This is a genomic window from Aeromonas allosaccharophila (assembly GCF_000819685.1).
Lineage (GTDB): Bacteria > Pseudomonadota > Gammaproteobacteria > Enterobacterales > Aeromonadaceae > Aeromonas > Aeromonas allosaccharophila.
This window is the reverse complement of record NZ_CDBR01000020.1, coordinates 24,778-41,389: the sequence shown is the minus strand read 5'-3', so window position 1 is coordinate 41,389 and position 16,612 is coordinate 24,778. Positions and strand designations below refer to the sequence as shown.

Genomic DNA, 16,612 nt, shown 5'->3' with positions numbered 1-16,612 from the left:
ATAGTGTGAAAAAAGCCAATAAAAACAATGCCAGTCAGGCCTAACTGACTGGCATTAGCCATCACGGCTCCCTTTTTTATTTGCCAACTACCCGAGCGGTGCAAACATCGCGAGCAGGAGATCTGTGCTCATAGGGAGCGGAAGGATAGAGCAGTTTTTGCATTAATAAATCTAATTTTTAATGCTTTGTTTTGTAGTTGTTAATTATATAATTTCAGTGTGCTTGATTATATTTTCTAATCCATTGGGATTCGAGTGTTGCGTTGTCACATTTTTTGATAATTTCACAATGAGCTAGTCTCTTTACATGTTTTTTTGTGTTGATGCTCACATTAATTGCTGATGATAAAACCTAGTATCGCTGCGCTTAGTGAAATAAAACACTACAAATTAATAAATAAAAAGAGATTTGCGATGAAGATGTATAGCAATCTGCCCATTGGTCTTCATGATATTACTGAAGCCAAAAAAAGACTGACCAATCATATATACAAGACCGCGCAACTACCCTCAAATTACATCAGCGAACGTTGTCATGGCGAGGTTTACCTCAAGCTGGAAAACATGCAACGTACCGGATCGTTTAAAATCCGTGGTGCCTTTAACAAACTCAGTTCATTAAGTCTTGAAGACCGACAAAAAGGTGTTGTCGCCTGCTCGGCCGGCAACCATGCCCAAGGTGTATCACTCTCCAGTGCCATGCTCGGCATCGATGCCAAGGTGGTCATGCCCTGCTGCGCCCCCAAATCTAAAATTGCCGCAACCAGTGATTATTCAGCGGAAGTTATCCTCCACGGTAATAGCTTCAACGATACCATTGCCAAAGTCAGTGAAATAGTTGAAATGGAAGGTCGGGTATTTATTCCTCCCTTCGATGACGAAAAAGTGATTGCTGGCCAGGGAACGATTGGTCTGGAAATTATCGAAGATTTATATGATGTCGATAATATCATAGTGCCGATTGGTGGCGGTGGTTTGATTGCTGGCGTTGCCATGGCTATCAAGTCCATCAATCCGACCATCAAGGTCATCGGTGTGCAATCCGAAAATGTGCACGGCATGGCGGCCTCTTTCTATGCCGGTACCATGACCAATCACAGAACCAGCAGCACGTTGGCAGATGGTTGTGATGTGGCAAGACCCGGTTCGCTGACTTTCGAAATCGTCAAGCAATTGGTGGACGATATTGTGCTGGTTACCGAGGACGATATTCGTCACAGCATGGTCGACATGATCCAGCGTAATAAAATAATTACGGAAGGAGCGGGTGCACTTGCCTCTGCAGCACTGCTCAGCGGCAAGCTGAAGCATTATGTAGAAGGTAAAAAGACAGTCAGCATTATTTCTGGTGGCAACATCGATCTGACCCGAATTGCTGAAATTATCGAACAGAACAATATTCGTCAATTTAGCCTGTAAGGAATGCAGTCATGATATTAGACAGTGTTGCGACCAGTAATAGTAAAGAGAATACGCGTGCCTGGCGTAAATCTGATACCACTTGGGGGTTGGGTCTGTTCGGTACGGCAATTGGTGCCGGAGTACTATTTTTCCCGATCCGGGCCGGATATGGTGGTTTGATCCCGATATTGATTATGATGATATTGGCCTATCCTATCGCATTCTATTGTCACCGGGCTCTTGCCAGATTATGCCTCTCCGGCAGTAACCCTTCCGCCAATATCACCGAAACTGTCGAAGAGCATTTCGGCAAGATGGGTGGTGTGGTCATTACCTTCCTCTACTTCTTTGCCATCTGCCCCTTGCTCTGGATATATGGGGTCACCATTACCAATACCTTTATGGCGTTCTGGGAACATCAACTGCAACTGGTTCCGCTCAATCGGGGTGTTGTTGCTCTTGGGCTTCTGCTGTTGATGGCCTTTGTGATCTACTTCGGTAAAGATCTGATGGTCAAGGTAATGAGTTATCTGGTGTTTCCCTTTATCGCCAGCCTGATCATCATCTCCCTGTCGCTGGTGCCTTACTGGAACAGTGCGGTATTTGACCAGGTCAATCTGAGTGAAATATCCATGTTTGGTCACGATGGTATTCTGGTTACCGTCTGGCTTGGCATCTCTATCATGGTATTCTCCTTCAACTTCTCGCCGATTGTCTCCTCTTTCATTGTTTCCAAACGGGAAGAGTATGAGCACGAGTTCGGTCGCGATTTTACCGAGAAGCGCTGCTCCAAAATCATCTCCGGTGCCAGCATGTTGATGGTTGCCGTGGTGATGTTCTTCGCCTTCAGCTGCCTGTTTACCCTGTCGCCGCAAAATATGGCAGAGGCCAAAGCCCAGAATATTCCGGTGCTCTCCTATCTGGCGAACCACTTCTCCTCGATGACTGGCAGCAAGTCTGCGTTTGCCACCACGCTGGAGTATGCGGCGTCCATTATTGCGCTGGTTGCCATCTTCAAATCCTTCTTCGGCCACTATCTGGGGACGCTGGAAGGGCTGAACGGCCTGATCCTCCGCTTTGGCTATCAAGGTGACAAGAACAAGGTCTCTTTGAAAAAGCTGAACATGATCAGTATGTTGTTCATCATGGGTTCCACTTGGCTGGTCGCCTATGTCAACCCCAACATCCTTGACCTGATTGAAGCAATGGGTGCGCCCATTATCGCCTCTCTGCTCTGCCTGCTGCCGATGTATGCAGTGAGCAAGACACCGGCACTGGCAAAATATAAAGGTCAGGCCAGCAACCTGTTTGTCACCATCATCGGTGTGCTGACCATCCTGAATATTGTTTCCAAGCTGTTCTGAAAACCTTTTCTGCAAGTCATCAACCATTCAGGCCCCCTTGGCGGGGTCTGGATGGTGCAGTCAGACATGAGCAATAACCGGTTCTTCGTTGGCCACAATTATGTGGGCCCTGGGTAAGGCTTGCCGTTTTTTGACTCTCTGTTTATGGCGAAATGCCCTGACTGCAGTGACTCGACACTATTAATCTCGAGGCGATGTAATGAAGTTTGATTCGTTGGTTCTGGTTATCAATTGTGGCTCCTCATCGGTCAAATTCTCGGTACTGGAGAGTCAATCCTGTGAGGTGGTGATATCCGGTATGGCGGATGGTATTGAGACGGCCCATCCCCAATTGCAAGTGGGTAAAGAGCCCGCGATGTCATTACCTGAAAATAACCACACCTGTGCATTGACTGCCATTGCGACGGAATTGAAAAAACGGGATCTGCTGGATGCGATTGTGCTGGTTGGTCATCGGATTGCGCATGGTGGCAGTGAATTTAGCGAAGCTGTGATCATTGATGAACATGTCTTGGCCAAAATAAAGCAGGTGTCACCCTTGGCACCCCTGCACAATCACGCCAATCTGAGCGGTGTGATGGCGGCTCGTCAGCTATTTCCGACACAACCCCAAATTGCGGTATTTGATACCGGCTTTCACCAGACTTTGAAGCCGGAAGCTTATATCTATGGGCTGCCTTATCAATATTTGCAGGATTACGGTGTGCGCCGTTATGGCTTCCATGGCACCTCTCATCGCTATGTCGCCGAGCAGGCGGTCTCCTTCCTTGGGTTGAATGGCAACGATGCCGGTCTGGTCATCGCTCATCTCGGTAATGGCGCCTCTATTTGCGCGGTGCAGGATGGCAAGAGCGTCGATACCTCGATGGGGATGACGCCGCTGGAGGGGCTGATTATGGGCAGTCGCAGCGGTGATATCGACTTTGGTGCGCTGGCCTATATCGCCAGCAAGACCGGGCAATCCATCGAGGATATCGAGCGGATATTGAATAAGCACTCCGGTTTGCTCGGTATTTCCGGCCTCTCTTCCGATATGCGCGTACTGGAGGCGGCTTATCACGAAGGGCACCCTGGGGCGAAACTGGCGATCCACGCCTTTGTCCACCGTATTGCCCGCCATATTGGCGGTCATGCCACCTCATTGCGCCGACTGGATGCCGTTATTTTTACCGGCGGTATTGGCGAGAACTCCACGTTTATCAGAAAACTAGTGTGCGAACGGTTGCAGGTATTTGGCATCGCCATGAGCGAGGCGTTGAATAAACAACCGAATGCCATGGGATGCCGGATTATTTCTGCATCCGCTTCGGCAATATTTGCTGCCGTCATTCCGACCAATGAAGAAAAAATGATTGCGCTGGATGCCATTCGCCTGGGTCAAGAGATCCGTCAGGCCGAGTGTGTCTGAATATTTCAACTGTAATGTCATGAATCGTGAACGAGGTTTATTGAATGAAAATTGATGTGCAATTGGAGCAGGATAGTTATATCCAGGCGTGGCAAGGTTTTGCCGGTGAAAACTGGAAACATGAAATCAATGTTCGTGATTTCATTCAGCAAAACTATACCCCGTATGAAGGCGATGAACAGTTTCTGGCCGATGCCACCGAGGCGACCACTACCTTGTGGAATAAGGTGATGGATGGGATCCGCATCGAGAATGCGACCCATGCGCCGGTCGATTTTGATACCAATATTGCCACGACCATTACTGCCCACGGACCCGGTTATATCGAACAGGGGCTGGAAAAGATCGTTGGTCTGCAAACCGACAAGCCACTAAAAAGAGCGCTGCACCCGTTTGGTGGTGTAAATATGATCAGAAGCTCTTTTGAGGCATATGGTCGGGAGATGGATCCCGAATTTGAATATACCTTCAGCGAATTGCGCAAAACCCACAATCAGGGTGTATTTGATGTTTATTCCCCCGAGATGCTGCGCTGCCGAAAATCGGGAATTTTGACCGGTTTGCCGGACGGTTATGGCCGCGGTCGCATTATCGGAGATAATCGTCGGGTTGCACTCTATGGCATAGATTATCTTATCCGTGAGCGGGAGCTGCAGTTTGCCGATCTGCAACCGGCCCTCGAACGTGGCGAGAATCTGGAGCAGGTGATCCGTCAGCGCGAGGAGCTGGCAGAGCACAAGCGGGCACTGGTGCAGATCAAGCAGATGGCGGCGAGCTACGGCTGTGATATTTCCGCCCCGGCCCGCACCGCCCAGCAGGCGGTGCAGTGGCTCTACTTTGCCTATCTGGCGGCGGTGAAGTCGCAAAATGGTGGGGCCATGTCCCTCGGTCGCACCGCCACCTTCCTCGACATCTATATCGAGCGGGATCTGAAGGCGGGGCTCATCAGCGAGCAGGATGCCCAGGAGCTGGTCGATCACTTCATCATGAAGATCCGCATGGTGCGCTTCCTGCGTACCCCCGAGTTTGACTCCCTCTTCTCCGGCGACCCCATTTGGGCCACCGAGGTGATCGGTGGCATGGGGCTGGATGGTCGCACGCTGGTGACCAGGAACTCTTTCCGTTACCTCCATACCCTCAAGACCATGGGGCCTGCGCCCGAGCCCAACCTCACCATCCTCTGGGCGGAAGGGTTGCCACGTGCCTTCAAGACCTATGCGGCCCGCGTCTCCATCGATACCTCATCCCTGCAGTATGAGAACGATGACCTGATGCGCACCGACTTCGAGAGCGATGACTACGCCATCGCCTGCTGCGTGAGCCCCATGGTGATTGGCAAGCAGATGCAGTTCTTCGGTGCCCGCGCCAACCTCGCCAAGACCCTGCTCTATTGCATCAACGGTGGGGTGGACGAGAAGCTGAAGATCCAGGTTGGCCCGAAAGTGGCGCCCATCATGGACGAGGTGCTGGATTACGAGACCGTCATGGCCAGCCTCGACAGCTTTATGGATTGGCTGGCGGTGCAGTACATCAGCGCGCTCAACCTTATCCACTATATGCACGACAAGTACAGCTACGAGGCCTCGCTGATGGCGCTGCACGATCGCGACGTTTATCGCACCATGGCCTGCGGCATTGCCGGTCTGTCGGTGGCGGTCGATTCGCTGGCGGCCATCAAGTACGCCAGGGTCAAGCCAGTGCGCGATGCGGACGGGTTGGCGGTCGATTTCGTGATTGAGGGGGAGTATCCCCAGTACGGCAACAACGACGAGCGGGCCGACTCCATCGCCAGCGATCTGGTCGAGCGTTTTATGAAGAAGATCCAGGCGCTGCCGACCTACCGCAATGCGGTGCCGACCCAGTCGATCCTGACCATCACCTCCAACGTGGTCTATGGCCAGAAGACCGGCAATACCCCGGATGGCCGCCGCGCCGGTGCGCCGTTTGCGCCGGGGGCTAATCCTATGCACGGTCGGGATCGCAAAGGGGCGGTCGCTTCGCTCGCCTCGGTGGCCAAGTTGCCGTTCAAATATGCCAAGGACGGGATCTCCTACACCTTCTCCATCGTGCCGGGGGCGCTCGGCAAGGAGCCCGCCAATCGCGAGAACAATCTGGTGGGGCTGATGGATGGCTACTTCCATCACGAGCGGGATGTGGAAGGAGGTCAGCACCTCAACGTCAACGTGATGAACCGCGAGATGCTGCTGGATGCCATCGAGAATCCGGACAAGTACCCCAGTCTGACCATCCGGGTCTCCGGTTATGCGGTGCGCTTCAACGCCCTGACCCGCGAGCAGCAGCAGGATGTCATCTCCAGAACCTTCACCAACATGATCTGATTGATGTGCCCGGAGTGAGCGGGTTTGCTCCGGGCTGACCACTTATATGAAATCAAGGAGAAAGCTAAAGATGCGACAGGTTATCAGTACCAAAGCGGCACCGGGTGCCATCGGCCCCTATGTGCAGGGCGTTACCTTAAGCAGCGTGACCGGCAACATGATCTACACCTCGGGCCAAATCCCGCTGGATCCGGTGAGCGACGAGATCCCGGAGAGCATCGAGGCGCAGACCTTGCGTTCGCTGCAAAACGTTCAGGCAATTGTCGAGGCAGCGGGCGGTCAGGTGCGCAACATCATCAAGACCACGGTGTTTGTCTCGGATCTGAACGACTTTGCTGCGGTGAATCAGGTCTACAACGACTTTTTCACCGAGCACGATGCCATGTATCCGGCGCGATCCTGTGTGGAAGTAGCCCGCTTGCCGAAGGATGTGAAGATCGAGATTGAGGCGATTGCTGCGCTGTAACCCCATCGGGAGTGTGTCAGCAAGTCAAAACAAAGCGGCTGCCAATGGCAGCCGCTTTTTCTATCTGGTCATCGGGCAGATCAGGCGATCCGTTCGATACGAGCCATGTAGAAGCCGTCGAAGCCGGTCTCGGACGGGCTCACGGTGTGATCGTCACGCAGACGGAAGTTCTCGTTGGCCGCGAGGAACTTGTCCACCTGCTGGCGGTTCTCCTGCGGCAGGATGGAGCAGGTTGCATAGACCAGCAGACCGCCCACCTTCACCATCTGGCTGTAACGCTGCAGGATCTCTTCTTGCAGTGCGACCAGCACCGGCAGACGCTCGGCGGTATCACGCCACTTGGCATCCGGATTGCGCTTGAGTACGCCCAGACCGGAGCAGGGCACGTCCAGCAGTACGCGGTCTGCGCTCTCTTTGAGGCGCTTGACGGTCTTGCTGCTGGTGATGACCCGGGTTTCCACGTTGTGGGCGCCGGCGCGACGGGCGCGCTGCTTGAGGTTCTCCAGCTTCCACTCTTCCACATCCATTGCCAGCAGACGGCCTTTGCCCTGCATCATGGCGGCGATGTGCAGGGTCTTGCCACCGGCACCAGCGCAGGCGTCGATGACGCGCATGCCCGGGGTGACTTCCAGCGCCGCAGCAACCAGCTGGGAGCCGGCATCCTGCTGTTCGAAGCAGCCATCGGCAAAGGCCTTGGTGCGGAACAGGGCTGCGTCCGAGGTGACCTGCAGGGCAGTCTCCACCCCTTCAACCGGAATGGTGGTGACATGCTCTTTGGCCAGAATGGCTTGCAGCTCATCACGGGTGCACTTGAGGGTGTTGACCCGCAGGTAGCGCTTGGGCATCCAGGCCAGGGCGGCACGTTCGGCAGGCCAGGCTTCACCCAGCTGCTCGTTGCCCAGTTTCTCCAGCCAGCTCGGGCAACCATCCATCAATACCGGGTTCTTCTTCGCCTCGGTCAGGCGACGACGGAATGCCTCTTCATTGAAGCGATCCAGGGTCGGGTTGTTGGGCTGGGCGATTTTGTGGAAGGCGTGCCAGCTGTGCAGCAGCGGCCAGACATTCTTCTCGGCCTGACGGACCTGAATGCCGGTCAGGAAGCAATAGAGGCTGAGACGACGCAGCAGGTCGCCGGTGACCAGGGCAATCCTTGCCTGTTCTTGCGGTTTGAGTTCGATGCCGGAGAAGTGACGGGCATAAGCGCGGTCGAGGGTAAGACCCTGACCGAGTACATCGTCAACAATGGCAACGACCAGATCCCCGAAACGGGGCAACAGTGGGGATTTGAGCATGAGATTAACCTTGGCCAGATAAAGATGAACCGCACCTTTGTGAAGAGGGGCAGTTCTAAAATTGACAAATCCGCGCAATGATAGGGGTTAGACGGGGTTGGCGCAACACTCCCACTCGGGAATGGTGGAAAGGGTTGCTTCAGCTTTGTATTGATGTGGCCGAATAAAAATAAAGTACAGGCCGCAATTCAGGCGATTGCATTAATACAAGGACTAAAAACAATGCATGTGACGAAATACTCTACGGTGGCCTTGCTGATGGCCAGCATGCTGGGCTCCACCAGCCTGATGGCCAGCGAATGGGGCACGGTGGCCGCCAGAGCAACAGCAGACGAAGGTTATGAGGTGCGGGCCCATCAGTTTCGGGTTGCCAAGGTGCCGCTCGACTATTTTGCCGGACTGCAAGCCGGGGCGAGTGAGCTGACCCTGCCGCTGCCCGATGGGGGGGAGGTCACCTTTGCGCTGGAAGCCTACGACGTGCTGCCCGCAGACCTTGCAGTCAAGTATCCGCAGATCCGTACCTTCAAGGGTTACAACCCGGCACATCCGGTCGATACCGGGCGCTTCGATCTGGGGCCGCAGGGTTTCCACGCCATGTTCAGCCATCAGGGCCAGATGGTGTTTGTTGATCCGCTGCGCAATGCCGAAGGGTATGCCGTCTATTACCAGAAGGATGCCCATAGTCGTCTGGAAGAGGATGCTGACAAGGTAATCGGGCCGGGTGTCAGCAAACTGGTGCGCAAAGTGCAGGTTGATGGTAATGCGCGCAAGCGTTACACCATCGCTATCTCGGCAGCCGGTGAGTACACCCGATATCACGGTGGCTCCAAGGTGCTGGCCCTGGCGGCCATCACTACCCTGCTCAACCGGGTGAACGAAGTCTATCAGCGCGACGTGGGGGCCGAGTTCGTGCTGGCCAGCGGTAATGACAGTGTGATTTTTAGCGATCCTGCCAGTGATCCCTTTGATAACACCGATGCGGATGCGGATCACAACGTCGATGTACAGGCGCAGGCCTTTGCTGATGGGGATTTGGGGGCATTTGATATCGGCCATGTGCTCAACACCGGTGGCGGAGGCTTGGCGGGGTTGGGGGTGTTATGTGTTGATGCCATGCCACCCTATTACGCCTATGGCGCCAAGTCATCTGGTATGACGGGTTCAAAAGAACCTGTAGGTGATGCTTTCTTTATTGACTATGTGGCCCATGAAATTGGCCACCAGTTTGGTGCCGAACATACCTTCAACGGTACGACCGGCAATTGTGGTGCGGGTAACCGTGCTGAGGAGCAAGCTTGGGAGCCGGGCAGTGGCAGCTCCATCATGGCCTATGCCGGCATCTGCGGTGAGGAGAATATCCAGCCGCACAGCGATCCCTATTTTCACAGCAAATCCATCAAGCAGATGCGTGCGCACATGGCGACCGTATCGACTTGCGGAACCACACTCCCGTTGAGCAATAATGCCCCGCAGGCTGCCGCCGGTAGCGATTATGTGATCCCGGCCAATACGCCATTTGCCCTGAAGGGGTCGGGTGCAGATCTGGACGGCGATACTTTGCTCTACAACTGGGAGCAGATCGATCTGGGCAACGAATCGAGCAGTGTCGCAACCATGGTTGATGATGGTTTCAGGCCGATCTTCCGTTTTGTTTCTCCAACGAAATCGCCGGAGCGGATCCTGCCAAGCTTGCCATCGTTGCTCTCCGGTACTTTAGCCAAAGGTGAAGCTTGGCCGACCACCAATCGGGATCTCAATTTCAGACTGACGGTGCGCGATGGTCATGGTGGCGTTGCCAGCGATGACATGAAAGTGCAGGTGATCAATACCGGCGCGGCATTTCGCATCACCAGCCCACTTTCCGGGGTCACCCTCACGCCGGGGGGCAGTCAGTCCATTGCATGGGATGTGGCTGGCACCACGGTGGCACCCATCAGTTGCAGCAAGGTGGACATCTCGGTGACCCAGGATGAGGGTGCGAGCTGGACAACCCTGGCGGCCGGTCAGCCCAACAATGGCGCTGTAACGGTGACGCTGCCCGCCAATCTCACCAGCAGCGTCAGGCTGAAAGTGGCTTGCAGCGACAACATCTTCTTTGCCATCAGCCCCCTCAAACTGCCTTTGGTGCAAGGTGGCTCTAATTCAGGTGGCGGTGGTGGGTCGCTCGGATTGTGGACGCTGGCACTGGCGCTGCTCGGCTGGCAACGGAGGCGCACATGAGGGGAGTCCCCCTGTTGCTGCTTGCGATGCTAGGTGGCTGTCAGGCCGATGCCAGCACGCTGGAACAGGAGCTGAGTGCAAACCTCGCCAGGCAGGATTATCGCCTGATAGTGATAGCCGGGCGGGGAGAGTTCGCCCCCGGTATTGCAGCCGAGCAGCAGGCAGAGGCCAAGGCTCGCTGCGGCGTGCGTTATCTGGATGGGTTGGGTGATGTGATCAGACCCGAGCAGAAAGAGGTACATGCCAGGCTGAGCGGTTATGCCAGCGAGTATAACCTGCTCATGGTGACGCACTGCCCACTGAAATCAACAGTTTCTAACCAGTGATGACCATGTCGTGAATCAACAGCGGGGAGGCAGTAGCCTCCCCGCTGCGTTATGGCTTGTCACTGGCAGACGGGCGGAGCACAATGCCTGCGTCACTCTCTTGATGGTCGTGGAACCATTATTTATTTGAAGGAAAATCAAGATGATGGATGTTGCTGATCTGCGCCGTGAATACTCCCGTGGCGGGCTGCACCGGGCCGATCTGCCGGCCGAGCCATTGGCGCTGTTCGAGAAGTGGTTGGCGCAGGCTTGTGAGGCCAAACTGACCGATCCCACTGCCATGGTGGTGGCGACCGTGGATGCCGAGGGTCAGCCCTGGCAGCGCACCGTGTTGCTCAAGCACTACGACGCCCAGGGGATGGTCTTTTACACCAACATGGGCAGCCGCAAAGCGCAGCAGCTGGAAGGCAACCCCCGTATCAGCCTGCTTTTCCCCTGGCACACGCTGGACAGACAGGTTCATGTGACTGGCCGGGTGGAGAAGATGAGCACCTTCGAGGTGATGAAGTATTTCCACAGCCGTCCCAAGGATAGCCAGATCGCTGCCTGGGTCTCCAAGCAGTCGACCCGCATCTCGGCCCGCGGCGTGCTGGAGGCCAAGTTCCTCGAGCTCAAGCAGAAGTTTGCCAATGGCGAAGTGCCGCTGCCGAGCTTCTGGGGGGGATTCCGGGTGGTGATCGAAACGGTGGAATTCTGGCAGGGTGGCGAACACCGGCTGCACGACCGTTTCTACTACACCCGCGAAGGGGATGGCTGGCATATCGAGCGTCTGGCCCCCTGATCGCGCTGTTCAAATCCGTTTTCACAAGGAGTGTGTATGCGTCTGTATGGTGATCTGCGTTCCGGCAACTGCTACAAGGTGTGGCTGCTGGCCCGCTGGCTGGATCTGCCCCTTGAGTGGGTAGAGGTCGATATTCAGGCGGGGGATACCCGTACCCCCGCGTTTTTGGCCATGAACCCCAACGGCAAGATCCCGGTGCTGGAGATGGACCAGGGCGATGCGTTGGCGGAATCCAATGCCATCCTCTTCTATCTGGCGCAAGGCAGCGCCTTGTGGCCCACCGATCCGCGCCAGCAGGCCGAGGTGCTCAAATGGATGTTTTTCGAGCAGTACAGTCATGAGCCCTATATCGCGGTGGCCCGCTTTATCGTTCACTATCTCGGCCGCCCCGAGTCGCAGGAGGCGCGGCTCGATGGGCTGAAAGCCGGTGGCGAGAAGGCGCTGGCAGTAATGGAGCAGCAACTGAAACAGAGTCCCTACCTGTGCGGCGATGCCCCGACCATCGCCGATATCGCCCTTTATGCCTACACCCACGTGGCAGAGGAGGGGATCTTCTCCTTGCAGGGGTGGCCGGCCATTCGTGACTGGATCGCCCGTATCGAAGCCCATCCCCGCCACCTGACACTGCCTGCGGCCTGTCAGGCCAGCTGATGGAACTGCTGATCGAGGCGACTCTGTGGCAACCGCAGTGGGCTGCGCTGTTGCGGCACTGGCAGCAGCGAGGCCATCGCTGGCAACTGCTGCTGGGCAAAGAGGCGGCGTCCTCCCTCGATCAAAGCGATGCTCCCTGGGCGAGTTGTCCCCCTGACGGGGTGCTCTGCCCGGGTGCCCTGCTGGCCGCCTGGCTCGATGGCGATCTGCTGGCGGATTTTCATATTGATCCCAGCAGCCAGATCCTGATCAGTGCCTCTACCTCGCTGCTGACCCTCGCCAGGGAGCAGGGGCTGCTGACCCTTGGCCCGGTGGGGGCTGACCTGCAGCTCACCCCCGAGGCCGATTTGGGCGCCATGCTCAATCGTCTGCTGGCGCGCCGCGTGACGGTGCCGACCCTGGTTGAGGATCATCCGCTATCAGGCGTCGCGCTGCGACCACTGCAGGCGGCCGATGACCGCGAGATAGTACGCTACTGCAGCGACGAGGCGCTGGCCCGCTACACCCTCAATATTCCTCATCCCTATCCGCCGGAGGGGGCCCGCGACTGGCTGGCCCTCAGCTGGCGCAAGGCGGCGCTTGGGCTTGGCTGGAGCTGGGCCATCACCTTGCCAGAGGAGCAAGGTGCGGCGCTGGTCGGGGTGATCTCCCTGCACTGGAATGGCGAGCTGGCCTGGTGGGTGGGTGTGCCCTGGCAGAATCGCGGTCTGGCCACCCGGGCGGCACGCTTGGTCAAGTGGTTCGCTTTTGACCAACTGCAACTGCCAGCGCTGACGGCTCGCCATATGCCGGACAATTTAGCCTCCGGCCGGGTGATGGCCAAACTGGGGATGCACTATCGCGGGCGGCGCCAGCTCAGCGGTCGTCAACCGTGCGAGGTGAGCTACTGGCGGCTGGATCGCGCTCCCTCCTTGCCCAATTCCTTGTCCGAGGAAATTGCCCGCTGGCTTGCTGATGAGCGGATCGCCGTGGTGATCCTGTGGGATCCCGCAACGAGCAATCGGCAGGCAGCCAACGGCAAGCTGGCCATCTCGCTCTTTGTGGATGAGACCGGAACGGGGGAGGAGCCCTGCTGTTCGCCGCATCTTGAGGGGGCGCTGGCGCTGCGCTGTTACCCTGTTGATCTGCTGGAGCAGGCTGAACCGGAGCAGATGTCCCATCTTGGTGGTGTGTTGCTGAAAGACAGGGATGAACAGGGGCTGGCATGGCTGCTGCAACTGGCTGCGCTGCAGCGCCAGGGGCCCGAACTGCTCAGCCGCGAGGATCGTGCATCACGGCTCCACTGGTTCAACCAATTGATGGCGCAGGCGCTGGAGGAACAGGGTGACTCGCCGCAGATACGTTATCAGCAGTTACGGCTGCTGGTGGAGCTGCCGGAGCTGGTCGACGAGCTGGATGGCTGCTGGTATCAAGCGCCCGAATTGACCTTCGCGCGGTTGGCGAAGGAGGTTCCCGCCCTCTGGCTGGTCTACTGCGAGGTGATAAACCGGGTCACCCCGGCTACGCTGTCAGCCTTGCAGCAGCAGTTTGCAGCTCGTTTTCCTGAGTGCACCCTCCCATTTTTGGACAAAGGTACTCAGAGTGACCAGCCGTTATGTGGAATAATGCCTGCTCTGCTGTACGAGGAGTAATACCAGATGTTGAGAACCGAGCGCCCCGGTGACATGCTGCCGGTTTATGAGCTGCTGAGTGCCGCCTTCGGTCGTTCCGATGAGGCCGAACTGGTCAACCGCCTGCGCGAATGTGGCGCTGCCGTGGTAACCATGGTCGAAGAGGAAGAGTACGAGTTCATGGGGCACCTGATGCTAAGCCCGATCACCATTAACGGCATGGAAGGGCCCTGGCTCGGTCTGGCGCCGGTCGCGGTTCATCCCGACTGGCAAGGCCAGGGGATTGGCTCTGATCTCATCCGTGAAGGGCTTGATACGGCGCTCGAGATGGACTGGAAAGGGGTGGTGGTACTCGGGGATCCGGTCTACTACAGCCGTTTCGGTTTCCGCCCGGCCAGCGAGTTTGGCCTGCACTGCATCTATGAGGTGCCTGCCGACTGCTTTATGGCGATGGAGCTGCAGGAAAGCGGTTTTGCGGGAGTGCGGGGTGAGGTGCTCTATCACCCGCTGTTTGATGAACTCCCCGACGAGTTGCCGGATGCGCAGGCAGAAGAGGCCCATCTATAGCGAACAGTCGCAGCGACAAGTCATAACGAAAAAGCCCTCATCGAGCAATGCTGTTCACTTAAGAGAATTTGAGTTCCAGTCCACGTAGTATCAGGGCTAAAAAATGAGGGAGGCATGATGCCTCCCTCTTTCTATTGCAAGCCACGCTGGATAAAGGCTGAAGGAACATCGACTGGAAACAGCCTTGCTCCCCCAACTCAAGTCGCATTTATGAATAATTAGTCAAAAATGTGCTTATCTGAACAGCATTGCCTCATCGAGGGCTTTTTCAGTTTATATCGGTCCCTGCCGGGCTTATTCGAGCAGTTCACTCAGGCGATAATGTCGAGCTGGGTGCCCTTGCGATTATCTTCGCCCACCATGTCACCCATCTGCTGGGCGAGCGGGCTCTGCTGGAATTGCATGTAGTCGCTCAGATTCTGTTGGCGCTGGTAGCGATTCGCCGCCTGATACACTTCAGCAGTGCTCGGGCCCGACTTGCTGTCGGTCTCCTGACCACTGGCTTCCAGGTAGCGCTCCACCACGGCTTTATCCTGCTGGTTGGCCGTATAAGAGACCGCCATGGTCCTGCGAGCCGTTGCCTTCTCCTCGCTTTGCGCCTGCAATTCATCCTTCTTGACCAGCGCTTCGTTACGGGCCTGATTGACCTGCTCGGGCGTGACAGCGGGATAGGAGGGGTATTTGCCGTAATCGGGCAGTGGCATGGGCTGGGAGGTGATCTGCATGGTGGCGCTTCTCTTCTGAACAGGAACCGATGCATGATACTCATCCATGTTAGCTCAAGAAAGCACCACTTACCGGTTCATCAAGAGTGGGTTCAGCTTCGCGAATCGATTGTTAATCGAGCAGCTGCGGAGCCATTAAAAAGGCGCCATAAGGCGCCTTTTTATCGTTCAGTTACAGCAGGATCAGTTGAAGAACCAGTAACCGCGGTTGACCAGACGGGTCAGCAGTTGCAGGAAACCGGCCTGATCGGCCAGCTCCACCATGTCGGCCTGAGTGATGATGTCCTTGTCACACAGCAGCGAAATGGCGGCCGCGTCTTCACTCTGCAGGGTCCAGGCTTCGCCGTCGATATAGCACTGCTGGCTATCGCCGCTGAACCAGACGCTGCGCAGACCCGGCACCTTGATGGCGGGTTCGCCCTGGGTCAGCAGGTCGGCAACCTCTTCGGCGCTATAGTCCGGCTCGACCGGATTGACATCCAGATCGTGCTTGGCCTCGGAGATCATTGTGCCGAACCACTCCTTGAACAGGGTCTCGTCATCGAGCGCCTGCTGCATCAGCTCACGCAGACGGTGCAGCTCGTGGGGCTGGATCTCGCCGTGACGGGCACGGGGCTTGAGGTCCGGATCGCTGTAACGCTCGGTACGCACCTCATTGTCGATCAGGTGATCGGCAAAGGAGGAGATAAGTGCCTTGGCATCCGGTGCGCGGAAGCCCACCGAGAAGTTCATGGAGGGCTCGATGGCGTAGCCTTCGTGGGGGAATCCGGGCGGAATGTAGAGGATATCGCCCGGCTCCATGATGACGTCGATGATCGCCTCGAACGGCTCGCAGTGCAGCAGGGCGGCATGGGCGGCAAACTCGTTGAGCGGCAGCGCATCGCCAACCCGCCAGTGACGCTTGCCCAGGCCCTGGGTGATGAATACATCGTAGTGGTCGATGTGGGGGCCGACACCCGCGTGGGGGGTGGAGAAGCTCACCATCACGTCGTCCAGTCGCCAGCCGGGGATAAACTGGAACGGCACGGCCAGCTCGTTCACCTCGGGCGCCCAGTGGTTGCAAGCCTGTACCAGAATGGTCCAGTTCTCTTCGCCCAGATGGTCGTAGGATTCGAAGGGGCCGTGGGCCGCAGCCCACTTGCCGTCGAAACGGGTGACGAGGCGGGACTCGACCACCTCTTCCATGGCCAGACCCGCTAGCTCGTCCGGGCTGATGGGATCCTGAAAGTCGGTGAAGCCGCCCTTGATAAGGAGCGGGCGCTTCTGCCAGTAGTGCTCGAGGAAGTGAGCGATATCCAGATTGAGTTCGTACATAGGTCTTCTCGTCAAAGGGTTCGACAAAGGTCAGGAGATGTCTTGCCAGAGGCGGCTGCCAAGCTCGGGCAAGCCCTCTTGCAAACCCTGTATAGGGTGCCACATAAAATAACCGGGGCCCTGTTGCAGATCATGCACAGGGCCCCGG

At 56.5% G+C, this 16,612-nt stretch carries 14 protein-coding genes; 11 read left to right on the top strand and 3 right to left on the bottom strand.

Annotation, left to right across the window (positions count from 1 at the left end; all coding sequences use genetic code 11):
* Positions 1-414 precede the first annotated feature (414 nt).
* The 5 genes from tdcB to BN1115_RS04275 all read left to right on the top strand — a co-directional run bounded on the left by tdcB (position 415) and on the right by BN1115_RS04275 (position 6,978).
* The gene (gene tdcB / locus BN1115_RS04295) at positions 415-1,419 is read left to right on the top strand and encodes a bifunctional threonine ammonia-lyase/L-serine ammonia-lyase TdcB (RefSeq protein WP_042656214.1); all 1,005 of its coding nucleotides are present in this window, start codon (positions 415-417) and stop codon (positions 1,417-1,419) included.
* A gap of 11 nt (positions 1,420-1,430) precedes the next feature.
* Entirely contained in the window at positions 1,431-2,765 is a 1,335-nt protein-coding gene (gene tdcC / locus BN1115_RS04290; protein WP_042656213.1) for a threonine/serine transporter TdcC, read from the top strand.
* Between the two features lie 199 nt (positions 2,766-2,964).
* Positions 2,965-4,173, top strand: a complete 1,209-nt coding sequence (gene tdcD, locus BN1115_RS04285; protein WP_042656212.1) for a propionate kinase — start codon at positions 2,965-2,967, stop codon at positions 4,171-4,173.
* Positions 4,174-4,217: 44 nt separating this feature from the next.
* Positions 4,218-6,512 (top strand): formate C-acetyltransferase, encoded by a 2,295-nt coding sequence (pflB, locus tag BN1115_RS04280; RefSeq protein ID WP_042656211.1) that lies wholly within the window; start codon positions 4,218-4,220, stop codon positions 6,510-6,512.
* Positions 6,513-6,582: 70 nt separating this feature from the next.
* Positions 6,583-6,978: a RidA family protein gene (locus tag BN1115_RS04275; RefSeq protein ID WP_042656210.1), complete on the top strand. Its 396-nt coding sequence runs from the start codon at positions 6,583-6,585 to the stop codon at positions 6,976-6,978.
* Between the two features lie 80 nt (positions 6,979-7,058).
* On the opposite strand, the gene BN1115_RS04270 is transcribed toward BN1115_RS04275, so the two are convergent.
* Positions 7,059-8,270, bottom strand: coding sequence for an RsmB/NOP family class I SAM-dependent RNA methyltransferase (locus tag BN1115_RS04270; RefSeq protein WP_042656209.1), 1,212 nt, complete (start codon positions 8,268-8,270; stop codon positions 7,059-7,061).
* 222 nt (positions 8,271-8,492) lie between these two features.
* Between BN1115_RS04270 and BN1115_RS04265 the strand changes: the two genes are divergently transcribed.
* The 6 genes from BN1115_RS04265 (at position 8,493) to BN1115_RS04240 (ending at position 14,425) form a co-directional block, all read left to right on the top strand.
* Entirely contained in the window at positions 8,493-10,490 is a 1,998-nt protein-coding gene (locus tag BN1115_RS04265) for a reprolysin-like metallopeptidase (RefSeq protein ID WP_042656208.1), read from the top strand.
* Entirely contained in the window at positions 10,487-10,816 is a 330-nt protein-coding gene (locus BN1115_RS04260) for a hypothetical protein (RefSeq protein WP_042656207.1), read from the top strand. The genes BN1115_RS04265 and BN1115_RS04260 overlap by 4 nt, the downstream gene beginning before the upstream one ends.
* Before the next feature lie 142 nt (positions 10,817-10,958).
* On the top strand, positions 10,959-11,597 hold the full coding sequence (gene pdxH / locus BN1115_RS04255; protein WP_042656206.1) for a pyridoxamine 5'-phosphate oxidase: 639 nt from the start codon (positions 10,959-10,961) through the stop codon (positions 11,595-11,597).
* A 36-nt stretch (positions 11,598-11,633) separates the two neighbouring features.
* Positions 11,634-12,248, top strand: coding sequence for a glutathione S-transferase family protein (locus tag BN1115_RS04250; RefSeq protein WP_042656205.1), 615 nt, complete (start codon positions 11,634-11,636; stop codon positions 12,246-12,248).
* A complete protein-coding gene (locus BN1115_RS04245) occupies positions 12,248-13,879 on the top strand; it encodes a GNAT family N-acetyltransferase (RefSeq protein WP_042656204.1) in 1,632 nt (543 codons plus the stop codon). Before BN1115_RS04250 ends, BN1115_RS04245 begins: the two co-directional genes overlap by 1 nt.
* A 6-nt stretch (positions 13,880-13,885) precedes the next feature.
* A complete protein-coding gene (locus BN1115_RS04240; RefSeq protein ID WP_042656203.1) occupies positions 13,886-14,425 on the top strand; it encodes a GNAT family N-acetyltransferase in 540 nt (179 codons plus the stop codon).
* A gap of 311 nt (positions 14,426-14,736) precedes the next feature.
* Here the strand turns inward: BN1115_RS04240 and BN1115_RS04235 are convergent, their stop codons facing one another.
* Positions 14,737-15,150: a hypothetical protein gene (locus tag BN1115_RS04235; protein WP_042656202.1), complete on the bottom strand. Its 414-nt coding sequence runs from the start codon at positions 15,148-15,150 to the stop codon at positions 14,737-14,739.
* A gap of 183 nt (positions 15,151-15,333) precedes the next feature.
* On the bottom strand, positions 15,334-16,464 hold the full coding sequence (locus BN1115_RS04230) for a ribosomal protein uL16 3-hydroxylase (RefSeq protein WP_042656201.1): 1,131 nt from the start codon (positions 16,462-16,464) through the stop codon (positions 15,334-15,336).
* Between the last annotated feature and the right edge of the window lie 148 nt (positions 16,465-16,612).